The following is a 22,294-nucleotide window of genomic DNA, read 5'->3' on the forward strand; positions in this document are numbered from 1 at the left end:
CGGGACTCCTCTATGTGGGTTTGATGACGCCTCGGTCCCACCAGTCGTTGAACTCGTGGATGGGAAGAGCTCCCGACCCCAGGCGTGTGCTCTCCGACTTCTCGCCCGGTCGGCTGATCTGCTTGGGTCGCGAACCCTTGCTGCCAGCGCGCTGCCAGTTCGCCCCCTCCAACGCCTCGACGGCACGAGCCACCAGGTACTCAAGGACGTTCCACTCCACAGAGTCGCCAAGCTTGGATCGAGCCAGCGCCGTGGCGCGTGGCCCTTGGCGGACGATCACGTAAAGGTCACGCCACGTCAGAACCGGTGAGCCCAGGTCACCCAGCCGAAGTCCCAGTGCTATGAGGTCGTACTCGACGGCCTCGCCGTGCTCCGCTAGGAGTTCGACGAGGCGGCAGATTCCCCCACGGTGATGCCTGAAGCCTCACCCCAAGCCTTCACCAACTCGGACACCTGGTCAGTGGTCAGCCCACGAATTGCGAGCGCCAGCGGCTCCTCTGGCGGGCCGAATAGTGGCATCCAGTCCCTGACCTGCTTGGCGACCACTACCTTCTCGGCGATCTCGATGGGCAGGTACTTGAGGAGTGGGACCGCCCACTTCTTCTTCGAACCCGGCATGGTGAACTCGAACCGTGCATCAGGGTCTGTGACCGACTTCGGGGCGGGTACGGCAAATGTCATGGCGGAAGCCTTTCTTGTGGGGTGCGGAGGCGAGCGAACACCGGGGCGGGGGCAGGCCTCCGCAGGTAGGCCCCCGCCCCGGTGGCTGCTAGACGACGATCTGGCCGTCGTCGGTGAAGAAGTAGATGGCGTTGTTGGTGCCGTCCGGGTAGGCCGTCAGAGTGACGCCCCACGCGATCGGCTGGCCCTTGCGGAACTGGATCGCTTCGCGCTTGGTGATCTGGCCGATGGGCACGTAAATCAGGATGCGAGTGTCGCCGTCCTTCATCTTGAAGACCCACGACTTTCGCGGAAGGTCGTAGGCGCCCATCTTGGCCGCGACTTGATTGCCGTGAGTCCCGTCTGCTGCGGTGACTTCGACGTGGTCTTCGCCGAAATAGTTCTCCAGCGATGCCTCGTTCGTCTCGAGGTGTGCCCACTTGATCGTGCCGTCGAACTGCTCCAGCACCTCGCGCACGGTCGCACCAGACCAGTCCTTGAACTTCGCGGTCGTGATGTCCGGAGCGAGCTCAAGCCCGTCCTCCGAGACGAACCCCGAGTCACCGAACCCCGGATCCAATACGTCGACGGCCGTCGTTGGTGCCGCGGTCGCGAGAGGGGCCGACATGATGGCCCCAGTGGTCGTCTGATCGGGTGTGCCGACCAGAACTTTGGTTGCATCTACTGCCATGAGAGTGCCCCTTTCCAGGCGGGTGTGCGGAGACCTGGGAGTGACAGCGCCCCGCCTTGGGGAACTGCGTGACCAGACCTAGAGGTCAATGCCCCGAACTCGCAGAGACGCGGTCAGGTACAGGTGTGTGTGGTCGGACGCTTCGGCGATCTCCGACGCGACGCCCGCGATGGCGTTGACAAATGGCGAGTCGCCCAAGCCGGGCATGCTGTTGATCAGCGCCGTCAGGTACGCCGCCAAATCGACGGCGTTCTGCTTCTCGAGCGCCCATACGTTAAGCCCGGCACGCACATCGGCGAACACCGTCGCGGTGGGCGGGCCTCCGTCGTTGCGGACGGTCACCGCGTAGTCAGGGCGCGGATCCGCGAGCGCGTTGCTCACGTCAACATCTGGCGCGAATACGAGTGGCAGCAGGGCGATGCGTGGCTTCAGGTGTGTGATGAGAGCGGCTTCAACGTCTGGCCAGAGGATCGCGGTCATGTCAACCGCCAGCCCTTCCTAGAGCGCGTGCCAGGTTGCCCGTGTTCGCCTCCACCGACATGGAGTGCGGTGCGTCGGCGAAGACCTTGCCGCGGGGCCGAACCCAACCGCTCACTACCTCTGCATGGATGCCTGCGTGGTAGGCGCCAGTCACGAAGGGACCGGAGGCTTTGGCGTCCTGCGCGATGGGCTCGACGATGGCCGCGAGTTCTCTGATCACGCCGGGCTGTGACAGGGCCTGGTTCAGCCCTTTGACGTCAATCTTCACACGTGCCATCAGCCGTCCACCCTCTGCAATTCGACGACGACGCCGCCCACCTCAGAGCCGAACGGGTCGGGCCAGTCGGCCGGATCGCCTTGCACGGTGTAGCGCTTGCCTGCGATGAGGACCTCGTCCTTGTCGGCGATGTCCACCACAGACTCGACGAAATAGAGCTTCGGAGTCGTGACGGTTTGAGTGCGACCTACTTCGACCGGTTCCCGCGACCCACCAGGGTCAAACGCCGGACGCTGATCCAACACCACGTCGACGGGAGTCTTCGTTGGCTTCCCGTACCTATCATCCGGGCCGTCGGTGAAGCGTCGGCGTGTGACCGCGACGCCGCCCGGGAGTGAAGTCCACGTCATGTCAGGATCCGAATATCGGGAAGCCCGCGTACTCGGCGCCACAATCGCAGTAGCCCGCTCCAAGGTTGATGGCGCACGTGTCTGCGTGAGTCACCCCAGACCCCACCGTGTCCACCGCAAACGCCTTCGAACTACAGGCATAGGGATTGAGGGCCTCACGGTCCGCTTTGGTTAGCCACGGAGCATTGGTGCGTGAACCCTGCGAGAATGAGACCTGGCGGCCAAACGGTCCGACGTTGTTGCTGATCTGGTCCGCGCCGAACGTGCCGGCGGTCGTGTCCGCCTTCTGCTCGATGACCCGCGCAACGATCCGTGACGTCACGATGGTGACCGTTGCGGGCACATCGGCGACCGTCGCGTAGGGCGTCTCGCCACAGCCCATGTACCCGACAACCAGGGCCTGAGCCTCGGCGATCTTGCCGTCGATGTACTCGGCTTCACCGGTCGTCAACTGTCGCTCGAGGCGTGCCTCTACATCGACGTCTTTGCAGAACGCAACCATGGCGGCCTCCTCAAGAGTGGGCACACCCGCGCGCGACCACGGATGGTCAGCGTCGTGCGCGGGTGTGTGGAACTACTCGGACTCGGTGGCGTCCGCGTCGTCGGTCGTCTCTGCCTCGGCAGGCTCGACCTTCTTCGCTGGCGTCTTAGCCGCCGCCTTGGCAGGTGCCTTGGTCGGAGGCTTCGCGGTTGCCTTGGTGGGCTTCCACTGAGGCCCGAGAGCCTTTGCCTTCTCGGGTGACACACGGACGATTGAACCGGTGTCACTGTTCTTCAGTCGAACGAGGCTGTCCTCGCGCATGGTCATGCCTTTCGTTAGGAGGGAACGTGAGCCGGGGCGAGGGTGCCCGCCCCGGCTACGTGGCCTTGGTTACGCGACCTGGTCCTCGATGACCGCGAAGCGGTCGAGGTCGCCGATGACCCAGCCGTAGACCAGCTCGGCACGAAGCGCGATCTGGTTGAACTGCTGCAGGTCACCCTCGCCGTCCGGGTCACCGAACTCGATCATGCGGACGCCGATCTTGCGCTGGACGCCCCAGTAGATCTGCGAGTAGTCGCCAACGAACCCGCGGATGCCGGTGTCGACCGCCACCTCTTCCGAAGCGGAGATCGTGTCCGACACCGACGTGGTGTAGCCGTCGAGGTCCGTGGGCTCGGTCTGCAGGCGCAGATCCGGGAACATGCGACGGCCCTCCGAGTCACGCACCGAGCGGAAGCCCTTGGCGTAGGTCGGGTCGAGCGCGGCACCGTTGGGGATGCCCGCCACCAGAGCCTCTGCGGCGTCGAGGTCGGCAATGGAAGCGCCGGCCGTCTCGACACGGTTCGTGCTCTGGTTGATGAACTTGGTGATCGCCGCGAACGCGAGACCCGTGAGGGGGTTCACGCCGTGGTAGACACCCAGGTCGAGCGCACGCGCCAGGGCTGGGCCGGACTTGTCGGCGAGTTGCTGCAGAACGCCGAGCTGGTAGTCCTCGTCAGCCCACTTCACCTCTTCGTTGAACCGCATGGTGACCTGGGTCTTGTACGGCTTCACGGTGATGATCGACGGGGTGACGGGGCTGTGTGACTTCTGCGCACCTTCGCCCACGAACTGGGCCTTGGGGTTGGAGAAGGTCATCGACTGGGATTCGCCGAAGAGCATGGGCTTGGCGCCCGACAGCGCGGCAATGGTAGAGCCGAGCTGAGCCTCCTCGAAGATTCCCTTCGCCATGTGCTTGGGAAGTTCAAGACTTGCGCTGGTCAGAGAAGCCATCGTGGCCACTCCCTTTCTTGGTTAGTCAGATTTGCCGAAGAGTTGCGCAGCGAACTGCGCGCTCTCGTCGGCTGGGGGGACGGTGTGTCCTTGCTGCTCAGGCACGTATGGCGCGCCCTTCTTGCGGTCGGCGATGCGCTCGGACAGGGCCTTCGCCTGCTTGTCGAGCACGTCGGTGTCGGTTGCAGTGAGGAACAGCGCGGCGTCGTCGTCGGAGATCTTGTACTTCGCCTGGATGCGGGCCTTGACGGCCTCGGACTGCGACTGCGTGAGGTTGTCGTTCAGACCGTCAATCTGCTTCTGCAACTTGGCGATCTGCTCGGCTGCCTTGTCCTCCACGGACTTGGCGGCGTTCTGCCCCTCGACGTACTTCGCGGCCTTCTCTTTGAGGTCGTCGTAGTCCTTGAACGGCTCAATGGCCTTCGCCTCGGCGCGCTTGATGCGGTCCGCGATGACGGTGTTGAGCTGCTCCTGGCTGGTGATCGGCGTGAACTCGCTGCCGGTCTTGATCTCGGGTGCCTTCGTCATGGTGTTCCCCTTGCATGCCGCGCATTGACCGCTGCGCGTAGGCGTGACCCCGCGAGCGCGGGGGAGTCTCTAGTCCTCGAAGTTTTCGAGGTAGCCGGCGACCGTTTCCCGGTGGCGGGCCTTCTGTTCGTCCGTCATGCGCGAGGTGCGCTCGGAGGCGACGTACTGGGTGGCGCTCACCTCTGGGGCGGACGAGTCGAACGATGGTGCTGCGACGCAGTCGCAGTGATGATGGGCCGCGAAGTCGGCCGTCTCACGCCGGTACACGGCGCCGCGCGAGGCGAGCATCCGGCAGAACTTGCACGTGTCGCCACGGATCTCGCGTTGCCACCCGGACGAGTCCGGATCCGATATCGACGACCGGGTGATGGTGTCTCGCCCCACCTGCTTGATCTGCTTGTCAGCGATCGCTTCGAGACCGGCGATCATCGCCTCGGCGTCTCCCTCGAAGAGCGACCGCGCCAGGCGGCGCGTGGCCTCCGTGGTGGCGACGTCGTCAGCACCCGCGATGATCGACTTGAACTCGCGGCGAGTGCGCACGTCGGAACGCAACTGGTCGTAGAAGTCAGCGGCCGCGACACCCGCGGCGTTGCCGTACTCGTTCACCAATGCGGGCATGAACTCCATGAGGGCGTCTCGCGCTACCTCCGGATTCGACAGGTCCAGCGAGAGCCAGAACCGTCGCAACGTCGCGTGAGCCTCCTTGACTACGCGGGCCTGCACCGCCGCATGTTGGTCGATCTGGGCGGGCGTGGCCACGGGCTACTCGCCTTCGAGGTTTGCCGCTTCGCGCTCTGTGGGGCGCAGCGTGACCGGGACGGCGCCGGTGAATCCGACGTCAAGCCCGACGATTCGTGCCGCATCCGCGGGGATCACACCTGCGCGAATCAGGGAACCTAGCGCCTCGCCTTTCGCGGCGATTGTCTTGGCCTCCTCAGCGGCGGATCCGCTGCCGCCGGCGGCGATCGCCTGGAGGGTCGCGGATCCCGCCTTGCGTCTGCGGTCGCCCTCGGCACGGCGCGCCTGGTCTGGCGTGAGTCCCACGAGCTCCGGGCCTACCTCGGTCTCCGCGAGCCACGGGAGTGCCTGCAGTTGCTTCATTCCACCGTCGGCCTTAGCCGCGCGAGACTCGTAGCGGACGTCGCGCCAACTGGTGTTGATCGACCACCACTCGGCAGGGACGTCCTCCATGCCATTGATGCCGTTCTGCATCGCGAGCGCGCGGATCATTGAGCGACGAAGGAACGGTGACCAGTCATCGGTCGCACCTTCGGCTTCTGCAACGAGCTCGTACTGCGAAGCGTCGTAAGACTCTGCACTCGTGGGGTTCGCGAAGTCGGATATCGCGACTGACGAGTCCGGCAGCGATGCCTCGCGCGCAAACAACTTGGACAGTGCGTTGATGTCCTTCAGGTGCGGTTCAGGGCTCGACGCCAGGAACTGCTTCACGTCGGCTCGGGGGTTCGTCAGGTCCTCATCGTCGGGGATGCCCTTGATTCGACCGAGCATGACTTGCCACGTCGATCGCACGGTGCCGTCGGGCGCTTTGAAGATGGACGGGTCCGCACCGAGCATCCACATCTCTGGGAACGAGTAGACATCCATGTGACCCTCGAGGCGCGCGAGCTCCCGCACCGCGGCGTCCTGAAGGCCCATCATCGGGCGGGTGATGCGCGACGACCCAAACGGGCGTCGGAGACGCGGCTTGTATGGCAGCGGCTCAGCGGGAACACCCCAAACGTGCTCCTGGTCCGCCACCACCAACCACTTGCCCTGCTCACGGCGACACGTGATCGTCCGGTTCGGCTCATACAGCACGAAACCCGTGAGGCGACTGTCCGCATACGACGTGACCACCAGGAGGTTGTCCAGACGGCGAGTGCGGGCATTCCAGTCACCGATGGCCTGCGTGGCGTCGCGGAACTGCCACAACACCTCAGGCTCACCAGGTCCGCCAGCGGTCGTGATGGTGTATCCGGTGCAGTGAACGAGCGAGGACTCAAGGCCCTGATCGACCTCTGCGCCAAGCATGTTGCCGTCCCACACTTCGGCGAACCCAAGTGAGCCGAGGTCCCCATCAGGCCACGTGAACGTGTCCAAGTGGCACCGACGGTTCAACGCGTCGACAGCCTTCGCGGTCCACCCCAACACCAGACCAAGGTTGTTGTATGCCGGAGGGAGCACAGACGTGATCTGGCGTGCCGCTCGCTTGCCGTCGTAGTACGCGCCTCGCAGAACGTTGCGCTTGTTCTTGGCTTCGAGATCACGCAGGAGCCGGTTGATCCGGGCGTTGAGACCGGTATTGAGGGCGTCGACCTGCACGGTCTCGTGGCTTTCGGTGATCTCGCTCACGCTCACATCACCGTCCCTCTACGCCCACCGCTCGTGCGGCCTTGTCCGGTGCGCCCATTGGCGCTTGTACGTTTGGTCTTGAGCCCGAAAATTGCCAAAGCCGCTGCTTCCGTTGGCGTGGAGTCCCCGTCGGGGTGGTTCGGCTCGTACCCCCACGCGCCCTGCGTGCCGATCTTGCGTTTCTTCGAGCACGCGATCGACGCGGCGAGGCCCGGCTGGCCCGAGTGGTGCACGCTCTTGGACAGCACGAGGTCCGGCAGGCCCGCATATGCGGCACCCGCCTGTCCAGGCGTCACTCGCGTGATCTTGCGTGGCTGAACGCGTTCCTTCTTCAGTCGAGCCTCGAGAAGATCCGCTGCGCCGCGGCCGTCAATCACGATGCCGTCACACGTGCGCCAACGCGACGACAGCCACTTCACCAATCCGTCGATGCTCGACGCGGGTGAACCGGCGTAGATGCCCTCGACGAAGCAGCCCTGGCCGTCCGCGAGCGCGACGGACAGCGCCACGCGTGTTCCGCTTGGGTCGAACCGGATCCCGTAGGCGACCTGGTTCCCTGATGGTGGACGGCGTTGAAGCAGTGCCCAGTCTTCGGGGTCGATCACTGGTGGTTCCAACTGGCCGCGTGCGTCCCACACGCCCAACGCCTCACGGCGCCAGGAGTCGTCCGACGGGAGGTTCTTGCGGAGCCTCTGCATCGACGCCAGCGGTGTGCGGTAAGGGAACGACGGGTTGGCGATGCGCCACTGCTTGTGATCGTCGAGTGAAGGGCCGTTCTTGCGGCCGACATTTGGGGCTGCCGAGCACTCGATATAGAGGGAGTCGCGAGAGCTGCCGGACAGTGCCTCTTCACGCCGGGCGATGAACACTTCGCCCGGATCGATGCCGGGCCTCGGCGGCGTGCCCATGTAGAGCAACAGCGCGCCGTGGGGGTGCTGCGACTGGTTTGTCGCCGCGACCATGTCCTCGAGCGCCTTCTCCGTGAGGATCTGCGCCTCGTCGAACACCTCAATGTCGAGTTCGTCGAACCCGCGACCGAATCCCTGCTCGCGTGCACCGAACAGGATCACCGAACCGTTGTGGAACCGGATCTCTTGCTCACCGTTCGCGACGCGAATGGACTTGACGTACTTGGCGGCGTTCCGCGACTTCGCGAGTCCCTGCAACTTCTGGAACGTGTTCGTCGCGGTACGGGTGCGGTGCGCGGTCCACACCACACGAAGACCCGGGAACAGCGTGCAGAGCGCGAAAACGATGCGCCCCACGATGAATGTCTTGGCTACCTGGCGAGGGATGGAGAGCGTCGCCCCGCCGACCGTCGCTGCGTACAGGCCGTTGGCGCGTTTCGCGAGAATCAGTTGCCCGATGCCGCGCTGCCACTCATCGAACACATCGCCGAACTCAGTGCAGCGACGCTCTACAGCCGGCCATCCCGTCGAGACAATGCCCGACGGGGTGACGACGTGCCGGGCTACTTCAGACAGCCGCCGGGTCGAACGCCTCGTCTTCGGCCTGGTCATCGTCGCTGTCGGGCTCATCCGTCATCCCCTCCAGCTCGCGGCCAATCTCTTGCAACCGACGAGAGAGGGCGGCAAGGTCGCGGGGCGGTGTCTTGGGATCGTCCACTGTCTTCGCGATGCGTGACTGCATGGCCTTCAGCAAGGCACGACGATCGCCAGCAGACGCCGCCTGCTCGACGTTCATCTTCGCCTTGGGCTTTGGCACCTCGGACTCAGGAACGGCACGGAGGGCGGGGCGAGCCATAGCGCCTCCAATCGTTCGAACGAGCGTTCGACTTGGGGTGGTGTGGAAAATACCAGGAGAGATATTGCTCAGTGCCGAGAGGGTGAGGGGAGGGGTGGCTCGGGGGGACCCCTGGGGTGGCTTCGAACGAGCGTTCGACTACCAAGCCCTTGAGGGCGGGAAGAGGTTCGCGTTCTCCTCGACTGGCGCCTGAGCGTTGCTTCCTCGCGATTGGTTGCAGTGCGCACAGATCGTGCGCCAGTCTTCGAGGTCGGTGCTTGTCTCTTGGGTGTGTGACCACGGTGTGATCTCGTCCGCTTCCGCCTTGGCAGGATTGCTGCGATCCGTCGTGTCGTAGTCGAGCTCGGCGCCGCAACCTGGGATGGGGCAGTGGGTAATACCTGCCGCACGATCCCGCGCGAGTGTCCGCTTCCTCATCCGCTTGTGCACCGTGGTGCCCGTGCGAGTCGCTGCCATGCCGTGACCTCGCGTGTGGCTAGGGGACAGTGGTCGACTACGGCGACTTGACGACGCAAGCGAATGCGCCTCTTGCGAAGATCGCGACGTCCTTGCCTTGGGCATCCCTCAGCATGAGGTGTCCGAACTCAGGGTCTAGTTCGGCCTTGTCGGCCTCGACGACTTCTTGGCCGAGGCGCGGGTCTGACATCGTGATGGTGTGTTTCGACATGAGATTTCCCTTGGTGTGTGTGTTGGGGAATTGCTCAACCGGCGTCGGACCGGAAGTCTTCTGACTGCGATCGCGCAGCGAGCCCGCCAACCACCCCACGAGGGTGAGTGACGGGCTCGCGCGCTGCTGCCGTCTCGGCGCCCTGCTCGCGCCTCATGCACTGGTGGCATGCAAAAGGCCCGATCCGAAGACCGGGCCCAGAGACACTTCACCTAGTGGGCAACATGCTACGCCCACCAACAGACACCACGCAACAACCCACCACGACCGCGTGTCGTCACGGCGCCGCAACCCACCACGGCCGATACCCATCGATCTCATACCCCGACTGAGCCAACGTCTCCAACGTCGACACCAACGCCTCAGAGAACATGTGCGCCAACTCCTCATTGCCGTTCGTCAGCACTTCCGGCACCGGCGTCTCGGGATCGACCAACGCACCATAGATCCCCAACGTCGCATGATGCAGCTCGTGAGCCACAACCTCCACCGACAACGCCGGGCAACACAGATACACGAACGCCAGCGCGTCACGAGGATCGGCCTCACTCCGATACAGATGCGTCACCCCATCAGCCCGCAAATCCAACGGATCACCCGTGATCCCATGACACACCCGCCGCATCCACCCACGCGTCCGATACACCCTCAACTCGATATGACGCTCCGGCCCCAACACCGTCGACGTCAACCTGAACCGACGCATCACGCACGCCCAGGATGAAACGCCTTGCATAGCGAGCAGAAGTGCGCCGTCCCCGCAGGATGCCGCTCCACCACATCAACCGCACGACCCCGCACCGAAGACGCAGCAGCCGACGCCTGAGCCGAACACGACTCACACACCTTCACCTCACCCTTCGGATCCACAGCCGCCGCATCATGATGCGACCGAAACGACCACTCCAACGTATGCCGCACCTCCACAGGCACCGACGCGCTCGCGGCCTCCGCCTCCTGCTCCTTGATCGCCCGCAGCAGGATGCCGATATACCCGGCGTCCTCATTCTCGGCAGCCGCAACCGGGTCACCAGTCCACACCGCCAAGCACTCCCGACACATCGCCAGCCCGAACCGACCCGGGATATCGAGCCTCACCCTCAACGAGTCCAGCGTGTCGCACCGCGGACAACGCACATGCGGCGCCATCGGCCGATCGTCCATCCCGGCCACAATCTTCGCGTGAGCCCACCACGACCGCACATCCCGCTCGAGCGCCCGCAACTCATCATCAGACAGCGTCGAAGCCAACGCACCCAACGACGTCAGATTGCTCTCCGGCAACACCGACGGCTCACCGCCCGTCAACTCCCGCACCTTCTCAGCAGCCGACACCCTGATGCGCTCGCGGGCGTCGATCGCATCGAGTACTGCCGCCGGCCGCGACTCGAACGATCCTGTCGTGCCACTCGACCACCCGACGCGGCTCACTGCCATATCGATCTGCTCAAGCAGCGGAGGGAGCTCCGTGACGTGGTCACCCATCGGCACGTCGTACCACTTGCCACCATGGGCATCCCAAGACCACCACGGCTCCCGCACCTCGAAAGGATCGGTGAACTGGCGGAGACGACGCCGCACCAGGCGAGCCTTCTCCCGACGTTCGTCTGGCGTGAGAGCCTCACGCTTGGAATCCTCAATGCTGGCCACTGTGGTCACCTCTGTTCCTTCCGTCGACGTGATCGCTTTGACCCACCAGTAGGCGCGGCGGTGCCAGAGCCGGGAAGACCCGGAACTACCAAACCCGTCCCGACCCGACCCGACCCGGCAGATCTAGATCCGTCAGACCCCCGATCTACTGGTCTGCTGTAGATCGGCTGTGGGGGCCCGTGTGGCGGGCTTTCGCCCGCCTGTGGGCTGGTCGTGCCCGACGCGTTCTCCGATACGTTCTCGGGCCGCTGTGGGGCGTCTTGGGTCGCGTTCTTCCGGGCGGGCCGCTGGTCGGTCGGCGCGTGCTCCGAAGAGGTCCGCAGGCCAGTGTCCGCGCCCTCCTCTTCGGTCCGCTTGCCCTCTACCGCGTTCCCCGCCCAGATCCGCAGACCCGGGTACATTTCGTCAATCTGTGCGCGCGTCGGCCACTTCCCGAGGCGCTCCCTCACGAACTCTCTCGTCTTCGGCCCGTACTTGGGCTGCTCAGGCGGCGCCAGAAGCGGACCGCGTGACGAAGGCTCCCGGTTGCATGCGAAGCAACACACCACGAAGTCCCGCAACGCTGTTGGCTGGGCCGCGATGTTGACGTGCTCCCACGTTGCCCCGCGCAGGCTCTTGCGGTCCGACCAGTTGACGTCCTTGCTGCAGTACCGACAGTTGTCACCGTCACGCAAGCGGGCGGGCACGGTGAGCATGTCGTCGCGCGCGTCTTTCTGACGGACGCGGTCGCGATCGATCTCTCCCTGAGCCCGAAGGTGCAAGTACTTCTCATCGTTGATGAGTTCCCAACCGTCGCCGTCCGGCCTCCACGCTCCCGCCGCGACAAGCATCGCCATCATCGCTGTCGCGCGGGTGGGCGAGCCCGCGAGCGCACGGACCATGCCCAGGGTGGCGCGGCGGTCGGTGTTGTCGTTCTCTTTGCTGCCGCATTCGGCGGCGAGGCGTACTGAGAATCCGAATACCTCGTCGACGGTTCGTTCGTCGGCGTCGGCGCTCTCGAGGGGGTGGAGGGTGCGCGGGTCATACGCGGATGAATCGCTGACTCGCAGGAAGCTCACGGGTGGGGTGTCCTCTCGGGGTGTCTAGTCGGAGCAACCGCTGCACTCAGCGGTCTCAGGGTTGATAGGTCGGCCGCAGGCTGTGCACCGGACTGGTGTCGGCGGGTGACATGTGAGGCACGGGCAGGGCACTTCGTTGTCGTTCGCGTCGAACGACACGCCCGTGCAGTTGGAGTGCTTGCCGACACGGCACTCTGGGCACATGCGAACACGTGGCGGGTCGGCCGCGAGCGCCGACGGAGGCGGTGTCGTGGTCATGTGGTCTTCTCTCCCTTGGGTCGGTGGTGGACGCCGTCGCGGATGGCGGCAATGAACTCGGCGGGTGTGCCGTCGAAGCAGACGACCGTTCCCGGTTCGCTGATGCCGTCGATCCACTGCTGGTCGCGAAGCGTGATGCCCTCAAGCCACTTGGCTACCGCCTCACGCTCTTGTGCTTCTGCGTGGAGGGCTTCGATGTTCGGGGGTGCGTCTACTCGGTCGAGGTGGACCTGAACCTCGACGGGGCCCTCTGGTCCCTGGATGTAGGTGTGGCCGGCGCCATCGATGGTTAACTCCATCACGCACCCTCCCTTGTGCGGACGTGCTCGATCGCGCGGTCTTTGGGCTGTGTGCGCCAGTTGGGCCACTCTCGGGCCTCGTTGTGTTGTTGCTTCGCGAGTACCGCGTCGAGGACCTCCTGTGCGGGTACGCCCGTGCGCAGTGCACCATCGAGAGCGAGGATGATGACGTCGACCCACTCTTGGACGGCCTGCTCGAGCGTCTCCGCGTCCGCGATCTCGACGAGCTCCTTGCGGATGTGGTCGATGACACCGGCCTCACGCACACCGGGACCGAACGTGGCCAGGCTGAACTCACGTTGCCTGGTGAGGTGTGCGGCGTCGATAGCGAACGGCTCGGCGGGCACGGACGATTGGCTCTTGGCGCGTGGGGCGCCCCAGTCCAGATTCTGGACGAAGGTCCCGCCGCAGGTGACTCCGCTCGGCTGGGGCATATGGTCAACCGAACCGATGCTGCTCTTGTCCCAGGTGCTCCGGCCACACTTGGTGCACTTGCCGACGGGCGGGTCGTCGGCCGCATTGCGCCAGCTCATAGTGCCCACCTGACGGGGAAGCGGCAGCGCACGAGATGAGTTCGCGGCACGAACCTGAAGCGATTGCCGTTCACCCACTCCCACCGTTCGGCCCCCGCGACGATTCTCAGCGCCCACATGTCGCCGTTTCTGCGGTCGACGTAGTGCCCGGGGATCATCAGTACCCGCATCAAGCCTGGACGTGGCTTGCGGTGCCCGTTGGGAACATTGGGCAGAGGTGTCACCGTGTTCGCCTCGCCAGGAGCCTTGTCGAGGTCGTAGGCATCGACGATGAGTGCGATCATCTGCGGAGTGATGCCCGGCACCCGCGCCCAGTGCATGATGCCCTCAGCGAGCTGTTTCGCCGTGTACGGGGTCGTCTGAGCGAACTCTGCCAACTCTCCGAACACCGCCGGCACATCGGCGGCGGCCGCGATCGCGGCGTCGGCTGCGGCGCGTGCTATGTGTGGCCACGCTTCTTTGTGGACCCGTTCGGTGTCCCAATGGAGGGAGGGCCAACGTAGGCGTTGCTCGATGGCTTCGAGGGCCGCGACTTGGGGCTTGGTGAGGACGTATCCGTCAGCGGTTCTGCGTTCGGTCATGCTGGCACCTCCTCGGGGTTGAGTGCCTGACACCGCTCGCAGTACGAGTAGGCGGGTAGGGTCTTGCCTGCGTAGGGGGATGTCGGAGGGGGCGTGTACGGCTCGACAGTGCGGATCGTGGTGTGGCCGAAGCGCTTGCAACGTTCCTCGTCCGCACAACTGCCGCAAAGGACCGTGCCGTCCTCCAAGAGCACCCACTCGGAGGTGAGCACCATGGCGATCGCCTCTGCCACGCTGTCGAAGTGGAGCGAGATGTCTTCGCCCGTGTAGTCCTGATTGCAGGCAGAGCACGAGATCATCACGCACGGTCGGGCGAAGACCACGACTGAGGGCGGAGGCGGAGCATCGGCCGGCCAGGCGTCCAAAGTCGGCAACTCCTCATCGGGTGCCGTGTCTTCTGGCTCGGGGGTCACGTCGACGAACGTCGGGCCGCTCATGACGGCACGTCCCCGTCCGCCTCGTCGTCGACGTCGCCGTCTTGCTCGGTATCGTCGTCTTCGCCGTTGAAGACGCCCTTGCCGAACTTCAGCACCGTGGCGTGTACCTCGCCTGTGCTGTGTTGCACGGCACCCTCAGCGAATGCCTCCTTGACGTCGTCGCGGATGAACAACGGCAACGTGTTCGGGCTTGTGCGCTCCTCGAGCGCCCTGGTGAGTAGGCGTTCCGCGTCGCCGGCGTCGCGCGGGCGGACCAACTCAATACGGTCGATCGCCATGACCGGTTCCACCGAATGGGAGGCCCGGTTGTCGATCAGTTTCGCTGTGGACAGCACGACGATCGCGATACGCCGTTCGTCCGGGTGCCGGACGACGTCGGCGGCGTGGACCGCGAGACCGTTGCGCATGTAGTCGTCGTCGGCCTTCGGCAGTGTTGCTGCAAGTTTCATGATGTGTTTCTCCTTGAGGGTGGTTGCAGGGCGTTGGAGTCAGCGGCGCTGACGGTTGACGGCACGCGACCGGCGGGCCACACGGTTCTTCGCACGACGCTTCGCCACCTGGTTGTGGTTCGCCGTGCCGGCGTACACCTGCCCGGGCTTGCGGTTGCTGAGCGCGTTCAGCGCGTCTTGACGCACTCGCTGCCGCGGGCTTGTCAGCCGACGCAACGTCGCGAGGGCCTTGTCAGATAGGAACTGCATCATGTGTCTCCTAGTCCCACTCGTCGACGATCGCGACGGTGTTGTCGGGGTTGAGGTTGAAAGTCCGCGTACCCACACGGGCACCCGGTAGCGGCAACTCGCCGCGACGCAACTCGGTCACGCCGCGACGGTCCTGCACGATCGCGCACCGACGAATCAGCGCCGGCTCACCCACCGCATGACACACGTTGATGCGGTTCCGCAGTTGCCGCTTCGCGTCGATACGCCACGTCGGAAAGTCAGGGGTGCACGACCGCACCGCGACCTCTTGTGCCGGGTTCATCTGGCAGGGCTTCTTTCGACACGCCACGCCTTGAGTGGGGCTGTGACTCCGCACGCGTGCTTGAGGACTTCGACCTGGCCGGGTGACTTGGTCAGGGGCCCGCCGACGGTGTGGAGGGCGACAGCGGCGCACCGGGCGCACTTGTCGACCGAGCACCCACACGGGACGAGGGTCAGGGTCACTGACACGCCTTTTGACCCGCATCCGGCGCACCGGCGTGCCGCGAGCGCTTTCATCTGCTCGGCGGTCATGCGGCCCTCCGGTGGTTGGCGAGGACCGTGCGGGCGAGGCTGCGGGCCCGGTCGGTGTCGACCGTCGCGTTCGTCAGGAGCTTCCCGTCGGGGCTGATGATGGGCTCCGCCTGGTTGCGCTTGATCTGCAAGGTCTCCATGATTGGCGGGTCAGATCCCTCATCGGAGGTCAGGAAGTACGCGACGACGGGGTTGTTCTCGTCCATGCCATCGCGACGGAAGCGGCCGATGCCTTGCTCGTGGATCTGGGGTGACCAGTCAAGTTCGCCGAACACGGCCACCGAGCACACCTTCTGCAGTCCGTCGACGCCAGCACCGGACCGCAGGCTCATCATCAGCACCCGAGCATCCCCATGGATGAACGCGTCCTCGGCTGCGGCTTTCTGTGCCGGCGACTCACTGCCCGTGTACATCACCGGGCGGAACGCGTCGAGCTCTCGACGCCAGATGCCCCACACCGCGCGGTGCCACCCAAACAGTGCGACCTTTTCCTCAGACTCGAGAAGCATCTTCACGAACTCAGCGACGTAAGGCGCCTTCGCGATACCGGTCGCCTGCCGCACCTTCCAGTCCAACTCACCCGCCGCCTGAAACCGCTCCTGGCGAGTGGTTCCCTGCGCCAGAATCACCTCAGCGAGACGGGCAGCATCACCAGTGATTGCGGTCAATGCGGCAGGGTCTGACTCCACCGTGTGCGGCACCTTCACCACCTGCGGCAACTCGCGACCCACCTCCTTGCGGGTGCGCGCCAACAGCAAACCCTCACGACGCAAGTACTCGCCCAGTGCTGCCGGCTCACGCACCAACACGTGCCCGCCATAGGTTTGCGTGCCCCACTCGCGGATGAACTCCTCACGAGTGCCCAACACGTCCGGCGCGATGATGTCGTACAGGTTGTGGATCTCGCCGCCGTAGTTGTACACCGGCGTTGCCGTCAAACCCACCACGAACGAAGCCTCACTAGCCACATGCGCCGCCGCACGACCCTTGTCCGACACCGTGCCGCGACGTAGATCCTGCACCTCGTCAAACAACACCGTCCGCACCCGACCTGCCAGCGCGTGCGCCCATCCGGCTAACTTGGAGTACGGGACCACGACCACGTCGGGAAGGTGGCCGTCGATGATGTGCTGCGGAGGCTTGGTCTTCTTTGCCACCTCAACGGTGAGCATCGGTAGCGATTCGTTCAGTTCGGTCACCCACCGTCGGGGCAGATGGGTGAGCGGCACCACTAGAGCGGGGCGGGCGTCGTCGTCGATGACGGTGAGTAGCCCTGTGAGGGTCTTGCCCAGCCCCAGCTCATCGCCGATGATCATCCGGCGACGCTCACGCACCAGCTGGTATGCCTGCACCTGGTAGTCGCGGGGCGTCTTCATCAGGTCCGGCGGGAACGACGTCTGGTGCGACGGCGTGGTCAGGATCCGCGCAATCGCCGCTTCCGTCTCACGATGTTGGGTTGCCGCCATGGCAAGGAAGTCGGCCGACGCGCCATCGAACGGCTCGAGCGGGAACCGTTGCATGAACCACTCAATATCGCGGGCCACCTCGGGGGTGTGCTTCACGACAATTTCGCCTGACCGGGTCGACTGCACTCGAGCGAACATGCGGCGTGCACGTATCGCCGTCGCCGGATCTAACGCAAGACGCCAAATCTGGGCGAACGGATCGTGTTGGTAGGTGCCGTGGTTCACAGGGCACCACCGGACAAGATCAACACGTCAGGAGCGGCGCCCACACCACCGACAAACGTCATCGCCGGCACCCCAATATGTGCTGGCACGGTCGACACCAACAGCAACTCATCCACGGCGGGGTGGGCCGCATACGCAGCCAACTGACGGGCCACCGTAGGTGCCGCACCTTTGACCTTCACCTCGACACCCACGCCACCGACCATGAAGTCGATCCGCATTCGGTCATTCAGCCTGTCCTCCCGGTGCACGAGGTCACCAAACCGGGATGTCAATGCGACAGCGAGTCGCTCCTGCAGTTGCCGCTCCCCGGTGAACTGGTACGGCTCACCCGCCTCGATGACCTCCCGCACCACGAGCGCCGTGGGCGTGTCGTCTGCCACGGTGAGATTCGTCTCAGCCACGACCCACCACCGCCTCGAGGAGACGTCGCAGCGGGCGCGACACCTCGGCCCAGATCGCACCGAAGGCCGCGTTGACACTGTTGGCCGCGAACCGATACGACCCCTTTGCAGCGTGTGCCGCCACGAAGAAGTCCGACAGGTCGCGAGCGTGGCGTGTCATGAGGCGACCTCCGCCCACACTCGGGCCTCGACGTCGTCGGGCAGGGTCCGCAGACCGAGCGCACCCGTGTACCGGATCGGGGTCGCGAGCGCGCGTGGGTTTTCGAGCACTAGGTGATAAGTCCCGTAGGTGTCGCCCCATGGCGAGCATGGGAACTTGCCTGCGCGCGGCGTGCACTCGTTGTCGGACGGGTGCGAGTAGTGCACGTCGACGAGGTCGACCACGCCGATGATCGCGCCGAGGTTGGGCGGGAGGGTGATGAGTGGCATCCAACCGGTGATCGTGACGATTCGGTCGCTGGCGCCACCTGGCTCGAAGCGGTTTGGTACTTCGCGCTTCGCGGCGTGGATCGCGACGGGGCCGCGGTAGTCGCCGGCGATGTTGCGGGACCTGTTCTCGACGTCTTTGCCACCATGGATGATGGCCCACGCCCACGGTTGGCGCACTGTCAGGATCTTCATACCGTCGCCCCTGTCACGTGCGCCTGTAGGGCCGCGAGCTCGATGGCGGGACCGGCGAGACCGGCGCGTGAGGGATGTGGGTCCCACACCAGGTCGCCCGTCACCCAGTCCACGAGGACGGCGTGCATGAAGTCACCTCGAGGCGACTTACCGGTCGCGATCACTACCGGCGGAAGCGCCTCTGTCTGCGTGGCGACCGGGAACACCGGGTCAATGCACACGAGCGTCGTGCCGGGGGCGTTCTCTTCCACCCACGTGACGGTCGCGTACCACCACGCGGGTGTCGTCTCGTCGGGGTAGAGCTGCGCAAAGTGGGGCACCACTTCCAACGGGGCATTCGTGAGACCCGCAATGCACGCGCGCCAACAGTCACCGGGCACGTCCGACTCGCCGTGTAGAAACTCTTGCGTCGGATACCGGTCAGGTTCGGGAGCGTTCGCAATCTCAAGCAACACGTCCGCGTGGCAGGGGTCGCCGGGCTTGCACCAGCACGCGAGATCCTTGCCCGCGAGCGCGGTCCGTATCTCTGCGGAGGTGGGGACGGTTTCGTGGACGTCGGTTGCCTTGACCGTGATCACGTAACTGGGCGTCACGATCTTCGCTGCGCGGCGCACCACCAGGTCGCGGTAGCCGTAGACGATCTGCTCACGGGTCAAACTCTTGATGCCGCCCGGCAGAGGGTTGCCCCACCTGCTCGGCCTGGCAACGATCACCGCGTCGGGGTGTTCGGCCCGCCATGGGTGCTGGCGTGACATCTGGACGCGCTTAGGCATCAGGCGCCTCTTCCCAGTCTTTGCCGGGCTTGCGGCGCACGATGACGTAGGTCTCCCAGTAGCACTTCACTGCGGTGTGCCGGGCGCTCTCTTCGGTCAAGAACGGCAGGCACCCGAATGCATAGGCGATGACTGTGGGCGAGTCGTCGGCGATGAAGCCGTACTGGTAGCCGTCCGGGCCGAAGTCCTTCGGGTCGTCGGTCAGGCCCGGGTCGGCTGGCCACGTTTTGCCTTGCCTCTCTGCTGCGTCGGCCACGGTCACACACCGGCCATGGTGGCCACCGTGATGGCGTTGGCGGCGCGTTGGCGCACCGCGGGGGCGATTTCGTAGTAGCCCTCGGAGCGGAACGCGGCACGGATCATGGGGAGGGTCGCGAAGGCGAACCCGACTCGTGACGTGTTGGTCTCAAAGTCATAGTCGACGTCGACGTCGCACATGATCTCGCACGTCTCGTTGGGTCCGTAGATCCCGCCGAGCATCTGGCGGCGGTCGCCGTCATAGTTCGCGAACCGAGCGGGCTTCGGCAGCCCTGACACTTCGTAGCTCTGGGCGTCGTCGGTGTTCTCTTCCATCAGCTGCTCTCCTTTGGGTATGCCTCAACTTCGATCACGGTGTACGGGTGTGCGGGGTCGGCAGCCCACCGCTTCGCGGAACACAGGTCGACCACCTGGGCGTCGTCGACGATCGCGCCCGCGTCAGTGAGGGCGTCGAGGACGTTGCGGTCGATCTTGTCCATGTCGCCAGTCCTCTTCGCCGTCGGCATCGGGTCCCGGTTCGACTTCGGTTGCGGCAGAAACGACATGACGGTCACCCGCACCGGACCCGACACCGGGCCAGCGCTGCGCAAGCCCTGGCGCACACGCCACGCGACCTCGGCACGCCACTCCTTCGAGTGCGCGGTGGACTCCACCAGGCGGGCGTGACCCACCCCGTAACTCACACCGTTCACGATGCGGCGAGCCTGCTTGGTCTGCATGCTCCCCTTGGTGCGCGCCCGACCTTCAACCACCACGCGCACCACCGGCACCATCGCCGTCCCCGCGATCACGACGCACCGACCCTCGTCATCAGGACCGCTTCCCACGTCGACTTTCGTGACGCACCACCAGGCGCGCCCGGGTCAAGCCGGTAGATGGAGACCACCAACTTCGGCGCAACGCTCAAGATGTGCCTGTTAGCGGCGCGGCGATATGTGCTGGCGTCGACGGCAGTGCCCTCGAATTGCACCGCTCCAGTGCGGTTGTCCATCAGCAGACCAACCAGCGCGACTCCAACAGACCGAACCGCTTTCTTGGGCCGCGACGAGGCCTTCTCGACGGCGCGCAGACGCGCATACGGGTCTCTCACGCCGCCACCCCCTCGCCTTGAAGCAGGCCAACGCGGGCTGAGATCGAGCCGAGCAACTTCACGGCGATCGCGGCACACTTGGGACACATCGGGTCATCCAGAGTCGCGCTCATCTGCGCACCACAGTCGATGCACTTCACGCCGCCACCGCCTCTAGCAGCACTGCGATATCACTGCGACCGTGGCGAGCGATAGCGGTGTTGATCGAGTCGAGCTTCACCCCGAGGCGTGAAGCAGCACGTTCAGGGGTCTCGCCTGAACGGAGAAGAAACGCGAACTCGTCAAGGTCGACACCCCGGGCTGGGCCTTCACACGGGGACGGCGAGTCAGTGAGGTAGCCGTCGTCGTCAAGGTCGATCGGTGATGGCCAACCAAGATCGATGGCACGTCGTCGGGTGCGGGTCGCAGCGATCTTCGCGCGCCACTCCACCGGGGTGCAGGGCGTCCGCCACAGCCTCGTGAAGACGTCACGGACGGCGATGTGAGTTTGCACCGACGCGGTAGGTGTGCCCTTCATGATCTTGTCGAGGCGTTGCCTATCCACACGCGCGACACGGCTGATCTCGCCGACGCTGTATCCCATTCGACCCAGCGCCTGGATGCGGTTCCGAGTAGGCGTCCCGTCGATCAACTGATGCGCCGCGAGCTCCTCGGGCGATGGGATCGCGACAGCGAGGAGCTTCGCTTCAGTCTCACGCGAGATCTTCGTCCGCACCCCACGGCCGCGCGAAGGGGTCGGGTAGAGCAGAGCGCCAATCGCCGAGCAACCCGTGCCTGCACGCTTCGCGATCTGCTTGTAACCCAACCCCGCGGCTTGCAACGCGAGAACGTGGGCCCGAGCGCGCGACGCGTCAACATAGGGCTCATATCGGTCGTCGGTCGCGTACCTCCGGTAACTCTTGCGACGGCTCTCCTCGCGGCGATACGCGACCGCAACGGGCCGGCAGTCGTCGCATCGGCAACCGTCGAGCACGTAGCACGCATAGGTGCCGTGCCGATGGGTGGTGCGCGGATGTGTGCATGCTTCGTTAGGTGCAGTGGGGTGGTCGAAGGCCGTCATGCGAACACCACCCACCAGGCGGCGACACCCACCGTGAACACCGACGCGCCGACGACGGAGAGCACGGGACCCGACAGCACCATCCGCCGCTTGGGATCGGCGGGGGCGTCAGGTGCTAGTTCTGCGTCGGGAGCGTCGTCGACGTCCACGGTGGGGTCAACCTCCACGACATCGCGGGGAGGCACGATGCCCTGGTCTTGCGGGGCGGCACGAGACAGCATCACAGCCGACGCCAAAGCCGCAGGGTGGCCACCCAACGCCAACAGCCTCCCCGCGTACCGTGGGGCCGTCCTAGGGCGAATGGTGCGCGACCACAACGCCGTGACCTTGATCAGCGCTCCCTCGGTTGAGTCGGCCCGCGCTTCGGCACTGCCTGCCCTCAACCTCATGGCATCGAACTCACGCGACACGTTGATGTACCGCTCCTGCGCCTTGGCCGCGTCGCTCTTGGCTCGCTCTAGCGCGACGTCCAACGCCGACGACCGCAACCACAGCGCGACGATCATGACAATCGCGGCGACCATCCCAATACCGACGTTCGACGTCACCAGGCACGCCACACCCAACATGCAGGCGATGCCGTAGAGGAAGCGTGACCAGACCATCACGACGCACCACACGGACGTGGACGGGACATCACCGCGGCCGCGATCGCGGCGCAATACAGCGCGATCGACAACAGCCACATGCCCCACAGGCCGCCGACGAAGAACACGACGAATGACGCCACGGCGGCAACGAGAGCGGCCAACGCGATCGCCCGCCAACGGCGCGCACGGTACGGCTCAGAGTGGTTCACGTACACCATGAGGAACTTCTTTCGGTCA

General features: G+C 65.1%; 38 protein-coding genes. All 38 read right to left on the minus strand.

The genetic code is table 11. From position 1 onward, the window contains the following. Positions 1–10: 10 nt before the first annotated feature. Positions 11–280, minus strand: a complete 270-nt coding sequence (locus tag LGT36_RS03590) for a hypothetical protein (protein ID WP_226096652.1) — start codon at positions 278–280, stop codon at positions 11–13. A gap of 95 nt (positions 281–375) precedes the next feature. Continuing rightward, a complete protein-coding gene (locus LGT36_RS03595) occupies positions 376–681 on the minus strand; it encodes a hypothetical protein (RefSeq protein ID WP_226096653.1) in 306 nt (101 codons plus the stop codon). A gap of 88 nt (positions 682–769) precedes the next feature. After that, entirely contained in the window at positions 770–1,351 is a 582-nt protein-coding gene (locus tag LGT36_RS03600) for a hypothetical protein (RefSeq protein ID WP_226096654.1), read from the minus strand. Between the two features lie 78 nt (positions 1,352–1,429). Next, entirely contained in the window at positions 1,430–1,831 is a 402-nt protein-coding gene (locus LGT36_RS03605; protein WP_226096655.1) for a hypothetical protein, read from the minus strand. A gap of 1 nt (position 1,832) precedes the next feature. Next, a complete protein-coding gene (locus LGT36_RS03610) occupies positions 1,833–2,108 on the minus strand; it encodes a hypothetical protein (RefSeq protein ID WP_226096656.1) in 276 nt (91 codons plus the stop codon). Next, positions 2,108–2,458, minus strand: coding sequence for a hypothetical protein (locus tag LGT36_RS03615; RefSeq protein WP_226096657.1), 351 nt, complete (start codon positions 2,456–2,458; stop codon positions 2,108–2,110). Before LGT36_RS03615 ends, LGT36_RS03610 begins: the two co-directional genes overlap by 1 nt. 1 nt (position 2,459) lies before the next feature. Beyond that, positions 2,460–2,960 (minus strand): hypothetical protein, encoded by a 501-nt coding sequence (locus LGT36_RS03620; RefSeq protein WP_226096658.1) that lies wholly within the window; start codon positions 2,958–2,960, stop codon positions 2,460–2,462. 72 nt (positions 2,961–3,032) lie between these two features. Further along, entirely contained in the window at positions 3,033–3,260 is a 228-nt protein-coding gene (locus LGT36_RS03625) for a hypothetical protein (RefSeq protein WP_226096659.1), read from the minus strand. Positions 3,261–3,329: 69 nt separating this feature from the next. Then, a complete protein-coding gene (locus LGT36_RS03630; protein ID WP_226096660.1) occupies positions 3,330–4,211 on the minus strand; it encodes a phage major capsid protein in 882 nt (293 codons plus the stop codon). A 21-nt stretch (positions 4,212–4,232) separates the two neighbouring features. Continuing rightward, a complete protein-coding gene (locus LGT36_RS03635; RefSeq protein WP_226096661.1) occupies positions 4,233–4,739 on the minus strand; it encodes a hypothetical protein in 507 nt (168 codons plus the stop codon). Between the two features lie 69 nt (positions 4,740–4,808). Next, a complete protein-coding gene (locus tag LGT36_RS03640) occupies positions 4,809–5,498 on the minus strand; it encodes a hypothetical protein (RefSeq protein WP_226096662.1) in 690 nt (229 codons plus the stop codon). 3 nt (positions 5,499–5,501) lie between these two features. Next, a complete protein-coding gene (locus tag LGT36_RS03645) occupies positions 5,502–7,091 on the minus strand; it encodes a phage portal protein (RefSeq protein ID WP_226096663.1) in 1,590 nt (529 codons plus the stop codon). Positions 7,092–7,093: 2 nt separating this feature from the next. Beyond that, positions 7,094–8,482 (minus strand): hypothetical protein, encoded by a 1,389-nt coding sequence (locus LGT36_RS03650; RefSeq protein WP_226096664.1) that lies wholly within the window; start codon positions 8,480–8,482, stop codon positions 7,094–7,096. An 85-nt stretch (positions 8,483–8,567) separates the two neighbouring features. Further along, a complete protein-coding gene (locus LGT36_RS03655; RefSeq protein WP_226096665.1) occupies positions 8,568–8,855 on the minus strand; it encodes a hypothetical protein in 288 nt (95 codons plus the stop codon). A 138-nt stretch (positions 8,856–8,993) separates the two neighbouring features. Then, positions 8,994–9,311, minus strand: a complete 318-nt coding sequence (locus LGT36_RS03660) for an HNH endonuclease signature motif containing protein (protein ID WP_226096666.1) — start codon at positions 9,309–9,311, stop codon at positions 8,994–8,996. Between the two features lie 37 nt (positions 9,312–9,348). Next, positions 9,349–9,522, minus strand: a complete 174-nt coding sequence (locus tag LGT36_RS03665; protein ID WP_226096667.1) for a hypothetical protein — start codon at positions 9,520–9,522, stop codon at positions 9,349–9,351. A 277-nt stretch (positions 9,523–9,799) separates the two neighbouring features. Further along, on the minus strand, positions 9,800–10,003 hold the full coding sequence (locus tag LGT36_RS03670) for a hypothetical protein (RefSeq protein ID WP_226094559.1): 204 nt from the start codon (positions 10,001–10,003) through the stop codon (positions 9,800–9,802). A 224-nt stretch (positions 10,004–10,227) separates the two neighbouring features. Beyond that, positions 10,228–11,181, minus strand: a complete 954-nt coding sequence (locus LGT36_RS03675) for a hypothetical protein (protein WP_226264539.1) — start codon at positions 11,179–11,181, stop codon at positions 10,228–10,230. Continuing rightward, positions 11,178–12,230 carry a hypothetical protein gene (locus LGT36_RS03680; protein ID WP_226096849.1) on the minus strand — a complete coding sequence of 351 codons (1,053 nt, stop codon included), beginning with the start codon at positions 12,228–12,230 and terminating at the stop codon, positions 11,178–11,180. Before LGT36_RS03680 ends, LGT36_RS03675 begins: the two co-directional genes overlap by 4 nt. Before the next feature lie 254 nt (positions 12,231–12,484). After that, positions 12,485–12,787: a hypothetical protein gene (locus LGT36_RS03685; protein WP_226096848.1), complete on the minus strand. Its 303-nt coding sequence runs from the start codon at positions 12,785–12,787 to the stop codon at positions 12,485–12,487. Further along, positions 12,787–13,320 (minus strand): dATP/dGTP pyrophosphohydrolase domain-containing protein, encoded by a 534-nt coding sequence (locus tag LGT36_RS03690; RefSeq protein WP_226096847.1) that lies wholly within the window; start codon positions 13,318–13,320, stop codon positions 12,787–12,789. Before LGT36_RS03690 ends, LGT36_RS03685 begins: the two co-directional genes overlap by 1 nt. After that, the gene (locus LGT36_RS03695; RefSeq protein WP_226096846.1) at positions 13,317–13,901 is read right to left on the minus strand and encodes a hypothetical protein; all 585 of its coding nucleotides are present in this window, start codon (positions 13,899–13,901) and stop codon (positions 13,317–13,319) included. The genes LGT36_RS03690 and LGT36_RS03695 overlap by 4 nt, the downstream gene beginning before the upstream one ends. Further along, entirely contained in the window at positions 13,898–14,338 is a 441-nt protein-coding gene (locus tag LGT36_RS03700) for a hypothetical protein (protein WP_226096845.1), read from the minus strand. Before LGT36_RS03700 ends, LGT36_RS03695 begins: the two co-directional genes overlap by 4 nt. Beyond that, the gene (locus tag LGT36_RS03705) at positions 14,335–14,787 is read right to left on the minus strand and encodes a hypothetical protein (RefSeq protein ID WP_226096844.1); all 453 of its coding nucleotides are present in this window, start codon (positions 14,785–14,787) and stop codon (positions 14,335–14,337) included. The genes LGT36_RS03700 and LGT36_RS03705 overlap by 4 nt, the downstream gene beginning before the upstream one ends. A 39-nt stretch (positions 14,788–14,826) precedes the next feature. Further along, on the minus strand, positions 14,827–15,039 hold the full coding sequence (locus LGT36_RS03710) for a hypothetical protein (RefSeq protein WP_226096843.1): 213 nt from the start codon (positions 15,037–15,039) through the stop codon (positions 14,827–14,829). 7 nt (positions 15,040–15,046) lie between these two features. Beyond that, positions 15,047–15,319 (minus strand): hypothetical protein, encoded by a 273-nt coding sequence (locus LGT36_RS03715; protein WP_226096842.1) that lies wholly within the window; start codon positions 15,317–15,319, stop codon positions 15,047–15,049. A 247-nt stretch (positions 15,320–15,566) separates the two neighbouring features. Then, positions 15,567–17,132 carry a DEAD/DEAH box helicase gene (locus LGT36_RS03720; RefSeq protein ID WP_226096841.1) on the minus strand — a complete coding sequence of 522 codons (1,566 nt, stop codon included), beginning with the start codon at positions 17,130–17,132 and terminating at the stop codon, positions 15,567–15,569. Between the two features lie 125 nt (positions 17,133–17,257). Continuing rightward, positions 17,258–17,665, minus strand: a complete 408-nt coding sequence (locus tag LGT36_RS03725; protein ID WP_226096840.1) for a hypothetical protein — start codon at positions 17,663–17,665, stop codon at positions 17,258–17,260. Continuing rightward, entirely contained in the window at positions 17,658–17,825 is a 168-nt protein-coding gene (locus tag LGT36_RS03730) for a hypothetical protein (protein ID WP_226096839.1), read from the minus strand. The genes LGT36_RS03725 and LGT36_RS03730 overlap by 8 nt, the downstream gene beginning before the upstream one ends. Beyond that, positions 17,822–18,286 carry a hypothetical protein gene (locus LGT36_RS03735; protein WP_226096838.1) on the minus strand — a complete coding sequence of 155 codons (465 nt, stop codon included), beginning with the start codon at positions 18,284–18,286 and terminating at the stop codon, positions 17,822–17,824. The genes LGT36_RS03730 and LGT36_RS03735 overlap by 4 nt, the downstream gene beginning before the upstream one ends. Beyond that, complete coding sequence (locus tag LGT36_RS03740) at positions 18,283–19,059, minus strand: DUF4326 domain-containing protein (protein ID WP_226096837.1); 777 nt, start codon at positions 19,057–19,059, stop codon at positions 18,283–18,285. Before LGT36_RS03740 ends, LGT36_RS03735 begins: the two co-directional genes overlap by 4 nt. Further along, positions 19,052–19,321 (minus strand): hypothetical protein, encoded by a 270-nt coding sequence (locus LGT36_RS03745; RefSeq protein ID WP_226096836.1) that lies wholly within the window; start codon positions 19,319–19,321, stop codon positions 19,052–19,054. The genes LGT36_RS03740 and LGT36_RS03745 overlap by 8 nt, the downstream gene beginning before the upstream one ends. Next, complete coding sequence (locus tag LGT36_RS03750) at positions 19,318–19,632, minus strand: hypothetical protein (protein WP_226096835.1); 315 nt, start codon at positions 19,630–19,632, stop codon at positions 19,318–19,320. The genes LGT36_RS03745 and LGT36_RS03750 overlap by 4 nt, the downstream gene beginning before the upstream one ends. Next, positions 19,632–20,108 carry a RusA family crossover junction endodeoxyribonuclease gene (locus tag LGT36_RS03755; protein WP_226096834.1) on the minus strand — a complete coding sequence of 159 codons (477 nt, stop codon included), beginning with the start codon at positions 20,106–20,108 and terminating at the stop codon, positions 19,632–19,634. The genes LGT36_RS03750 and LGT36_RS03755 overlap by 1 nt, the downstream gene beginning before the upstream one ends. Then, positions 20,105–20,407: a hypothetical protein gene (locus LGT36_RS03760; RefSeq protein ID WP_248642166.1), complete on the minus strand. Its 303-nt coding sequence runs from the start codon at positions 20,405–20,407 to the stop codon at positions 20,105–20,107. The genes LGT36_RS03755 and LGT36_RS03760 overlap by 4 nt, the downstream gene beginning before the upstream one ends. A gap of 136 nt (positions 20,408–20,543) precedes the next feature. Then, positions 20,544–21,467 (minus strand): hypothetical protein, encoded by a 924-nt coding sequence (locus LGT36_RS03765; protein ID WP_226096832.1) that lies wholly within the window; start codon positions 21,465–21,467, stop codon positions 20,544–20,546. Further along, entirely contained in the window at positions 21,464–22,072 is a 609-nt protein-coding gene (locus LGT36_RS03770) for a hypothetical protein (protein ID WP_226096831.1), read from the minus strand. Before LGT36_RS03770 ends, LGT36_RS03765 begins: the two co-directional genes overlap by 4 nt. Further along, positions 22,072–22,275, minus strand: a complete 204-nt coding sequence (locus LGT36_RS03775) for a hypothetical protein (protein WP_226096830.1) — start codon at positions 22,273–22,275, stop codon at positions 22,072–22,074. The genes LGT36_RS03770 and LGT36_RS03775 overlap by 1 nt, the downstream gene beginning before the upstream one ends. Positions 22,276–22,294: the final 19 nt, after the last annotated feature.

Origin of the sequence: Demequina sp. TMPB413 (assembly GCF_020447105.2) — a bacterium.
GTDB lineage: Bacteria > Actinomycetota > Actinomycetes > Actinomycetales > Demequinaceae > Demequina.

Coding starts and splice junctions, on each gene's coding strand:
- LGT36_RS03735 (WP_226096838.1), bottom strand. CDS start 18,286: ATGAAGATCCTGACAGTGCGCCAACCGTGGGCGTGGGCCATCATCCAT.
- LGT36_RS03695 (WP_226096846.1), bottom strand. CDS start 13,901: ATGACCGAACGCAGAACCGCTGACGGATACGTCCTCACCAAGCCCCAA.
- LGT36_RS03620 (WP_226096658.1), bottom strand. CDS start 2,960: ATGGTTGCGTTCTGCAAAGACGTCGATGTAGAGGCACGCCTCGAGCGA.
- LGT36_RS03635 (WP_226096661.1), bottom strand. CDS start 4,739: ATGACGAAGGCACCCGAGATCAAGACCGGCAGCGAGTTCACGCCGATC.
- LGT36_RS03600 (WP_226096654.1), bottom strand. CDS start 1,351: ATGGCAGTAGATGCAACCAAAGTTCTGGTCGGCACACCCGATCAGACG.
- LGT36_RS03660 (WP_226096666.1), bottom strand. CDS start 9,311: ATGGCAGCGACTCGCACGGGCACCACGGTGCACAAGCGGATGAGGAAG.
- LGT36_RS03770 (WP_226096831.1), bottom strand. CDS start 22,072: ATGGTCTGGTCACGCTTCCTCTACGGCATCGCCTGCATGTTGGGTGTG.
- LGT36_RS03685 (WP_226096848.1), bottom strand. CDS start 12,787: ATGGAGTTAACCATCGATGGCGCCGGCCACACCTACATCCAGGGACCA.
- LGT36_RS03605 (WP_226096655.1), bottom strand. CDS start 1,831: ATGACCGCGATCCTCTGGCCAGACGTTGAAGCCGCTCTCATCACACAC.
- LGT36_RS03765 (WP_226096832.1), bottom strand. CDS start 21,467: ATGACGGCCTTCGACCACCCCACTGCACCTAACGAAGCATGCACACAT.
- LGT36_RS03715 (WP_226096842.1), bottom strand. CDS start 15,319: ATGAACCCGGCACAAGAGGTCGCGGTGCGGTCGTGCACCCCTGACTTT.
- LGT36_RS03595 (WP_226096653.1), bottom strand. CDS start 681: ATGACATTTGCCGTACCCGCCCCGAAGTCGGTCACAGACCCTGATGCA.
- LGT36_RS03625 (WP_226096659.1), bottom strand. CDS start 3,260: ATGCGCGAGGACAGCCTCGTTCGACTGAAGAACAGTGACACCGGTTCA.
- LGT36_RS03705 (WP_226096844.1), bottom strand. CDS start 14,787: ATGAAACTTGCAGCAACACTGCCGAAGGCCGACGACGACTACATGCGC.
- LGT36_RS03730 (WP_226096839.1), bottom strand. CDS start 17,825: ATGACACGCCACGCTCGCGACCTGTCGGACTTCTTCGTGGCGGCACAC.
- LGT36_RS03740 (WP_226096837.1), bottom strand. CDS start 19,059: ATGCCTAAGCGCGTCCAGATGTCACGCCAGCACCCATGGCGGGCCGAA.
- LGT36_RS03665 (WP_226096667.1), bottom strand. CDS start 9,522: ATGTCGAAACACACCATCACGATGTCAGACCCGCGCCTCGGCCAAGAA.
- LGT36_RS03710 (WP_226096843.1), bottom strand. CDS start 15,039: ATGATGCAGTTCCTATCTGACAAGGCCCTCGCGACGTTGCGTCGGCTG.
- LGT36_RS03775 (WP_226096830.1), bottom strand. CDS start 22,275: ATGGTGTACGTGAACCACTCTGAGCCGTACCGTGCGCGCCGTTGGCGG.
- LGT36_RS03690 (WP_226096847.1), bottom strand. CDS start 13,320: ATGAGCTGGCGCAATGCGGCCGACGACCCGCCCGTCGGCAAGTGCACC.
- LGT36_RS03630 (WP_226096660.1), bottom strand. CDS start 4,211: ATGGCTTCTCTGACCAGCGCAAGTCTTGAACTTCCCAAGCACATGGCG.
- LGT36_RS03700 (WP_226096845.1), bottom strand. CDS start 14,338: ATGAGCGGCCCGACGTTCGTCGACGTGACCCCCGAGCCAGAAGACACG.
- LGT36_RS03655 (WP_226096665.1), bottom strand. CDS start 8,855: ATGGCTCGCCCCGCCCTCCGTGCCGTTCCTGAGTCCGAGGTGCCAAAG.
- LGT36_RS03615 (WP_226096657.1), bottom strand. CDS start 2,458: ATGACGTGGACTTCACTCCCGGGCGGCGTCGCGGTCACACGCCGACGC.
- LGT36_RS03610 (WP_226096656.1), bottom strand. CDS start 2,108: ATGGCACGTGTGAAGATTGACGTCAAAGGGCTGAACCAGGCCCTGTCA.
- LGT36_RS03750 (WP_226096835.1), bottom strand. CDS start 19,632: ATGGAAGAGAACACCGACGACGCCCAGAGCTACGAAGTGTCAGGGCTG.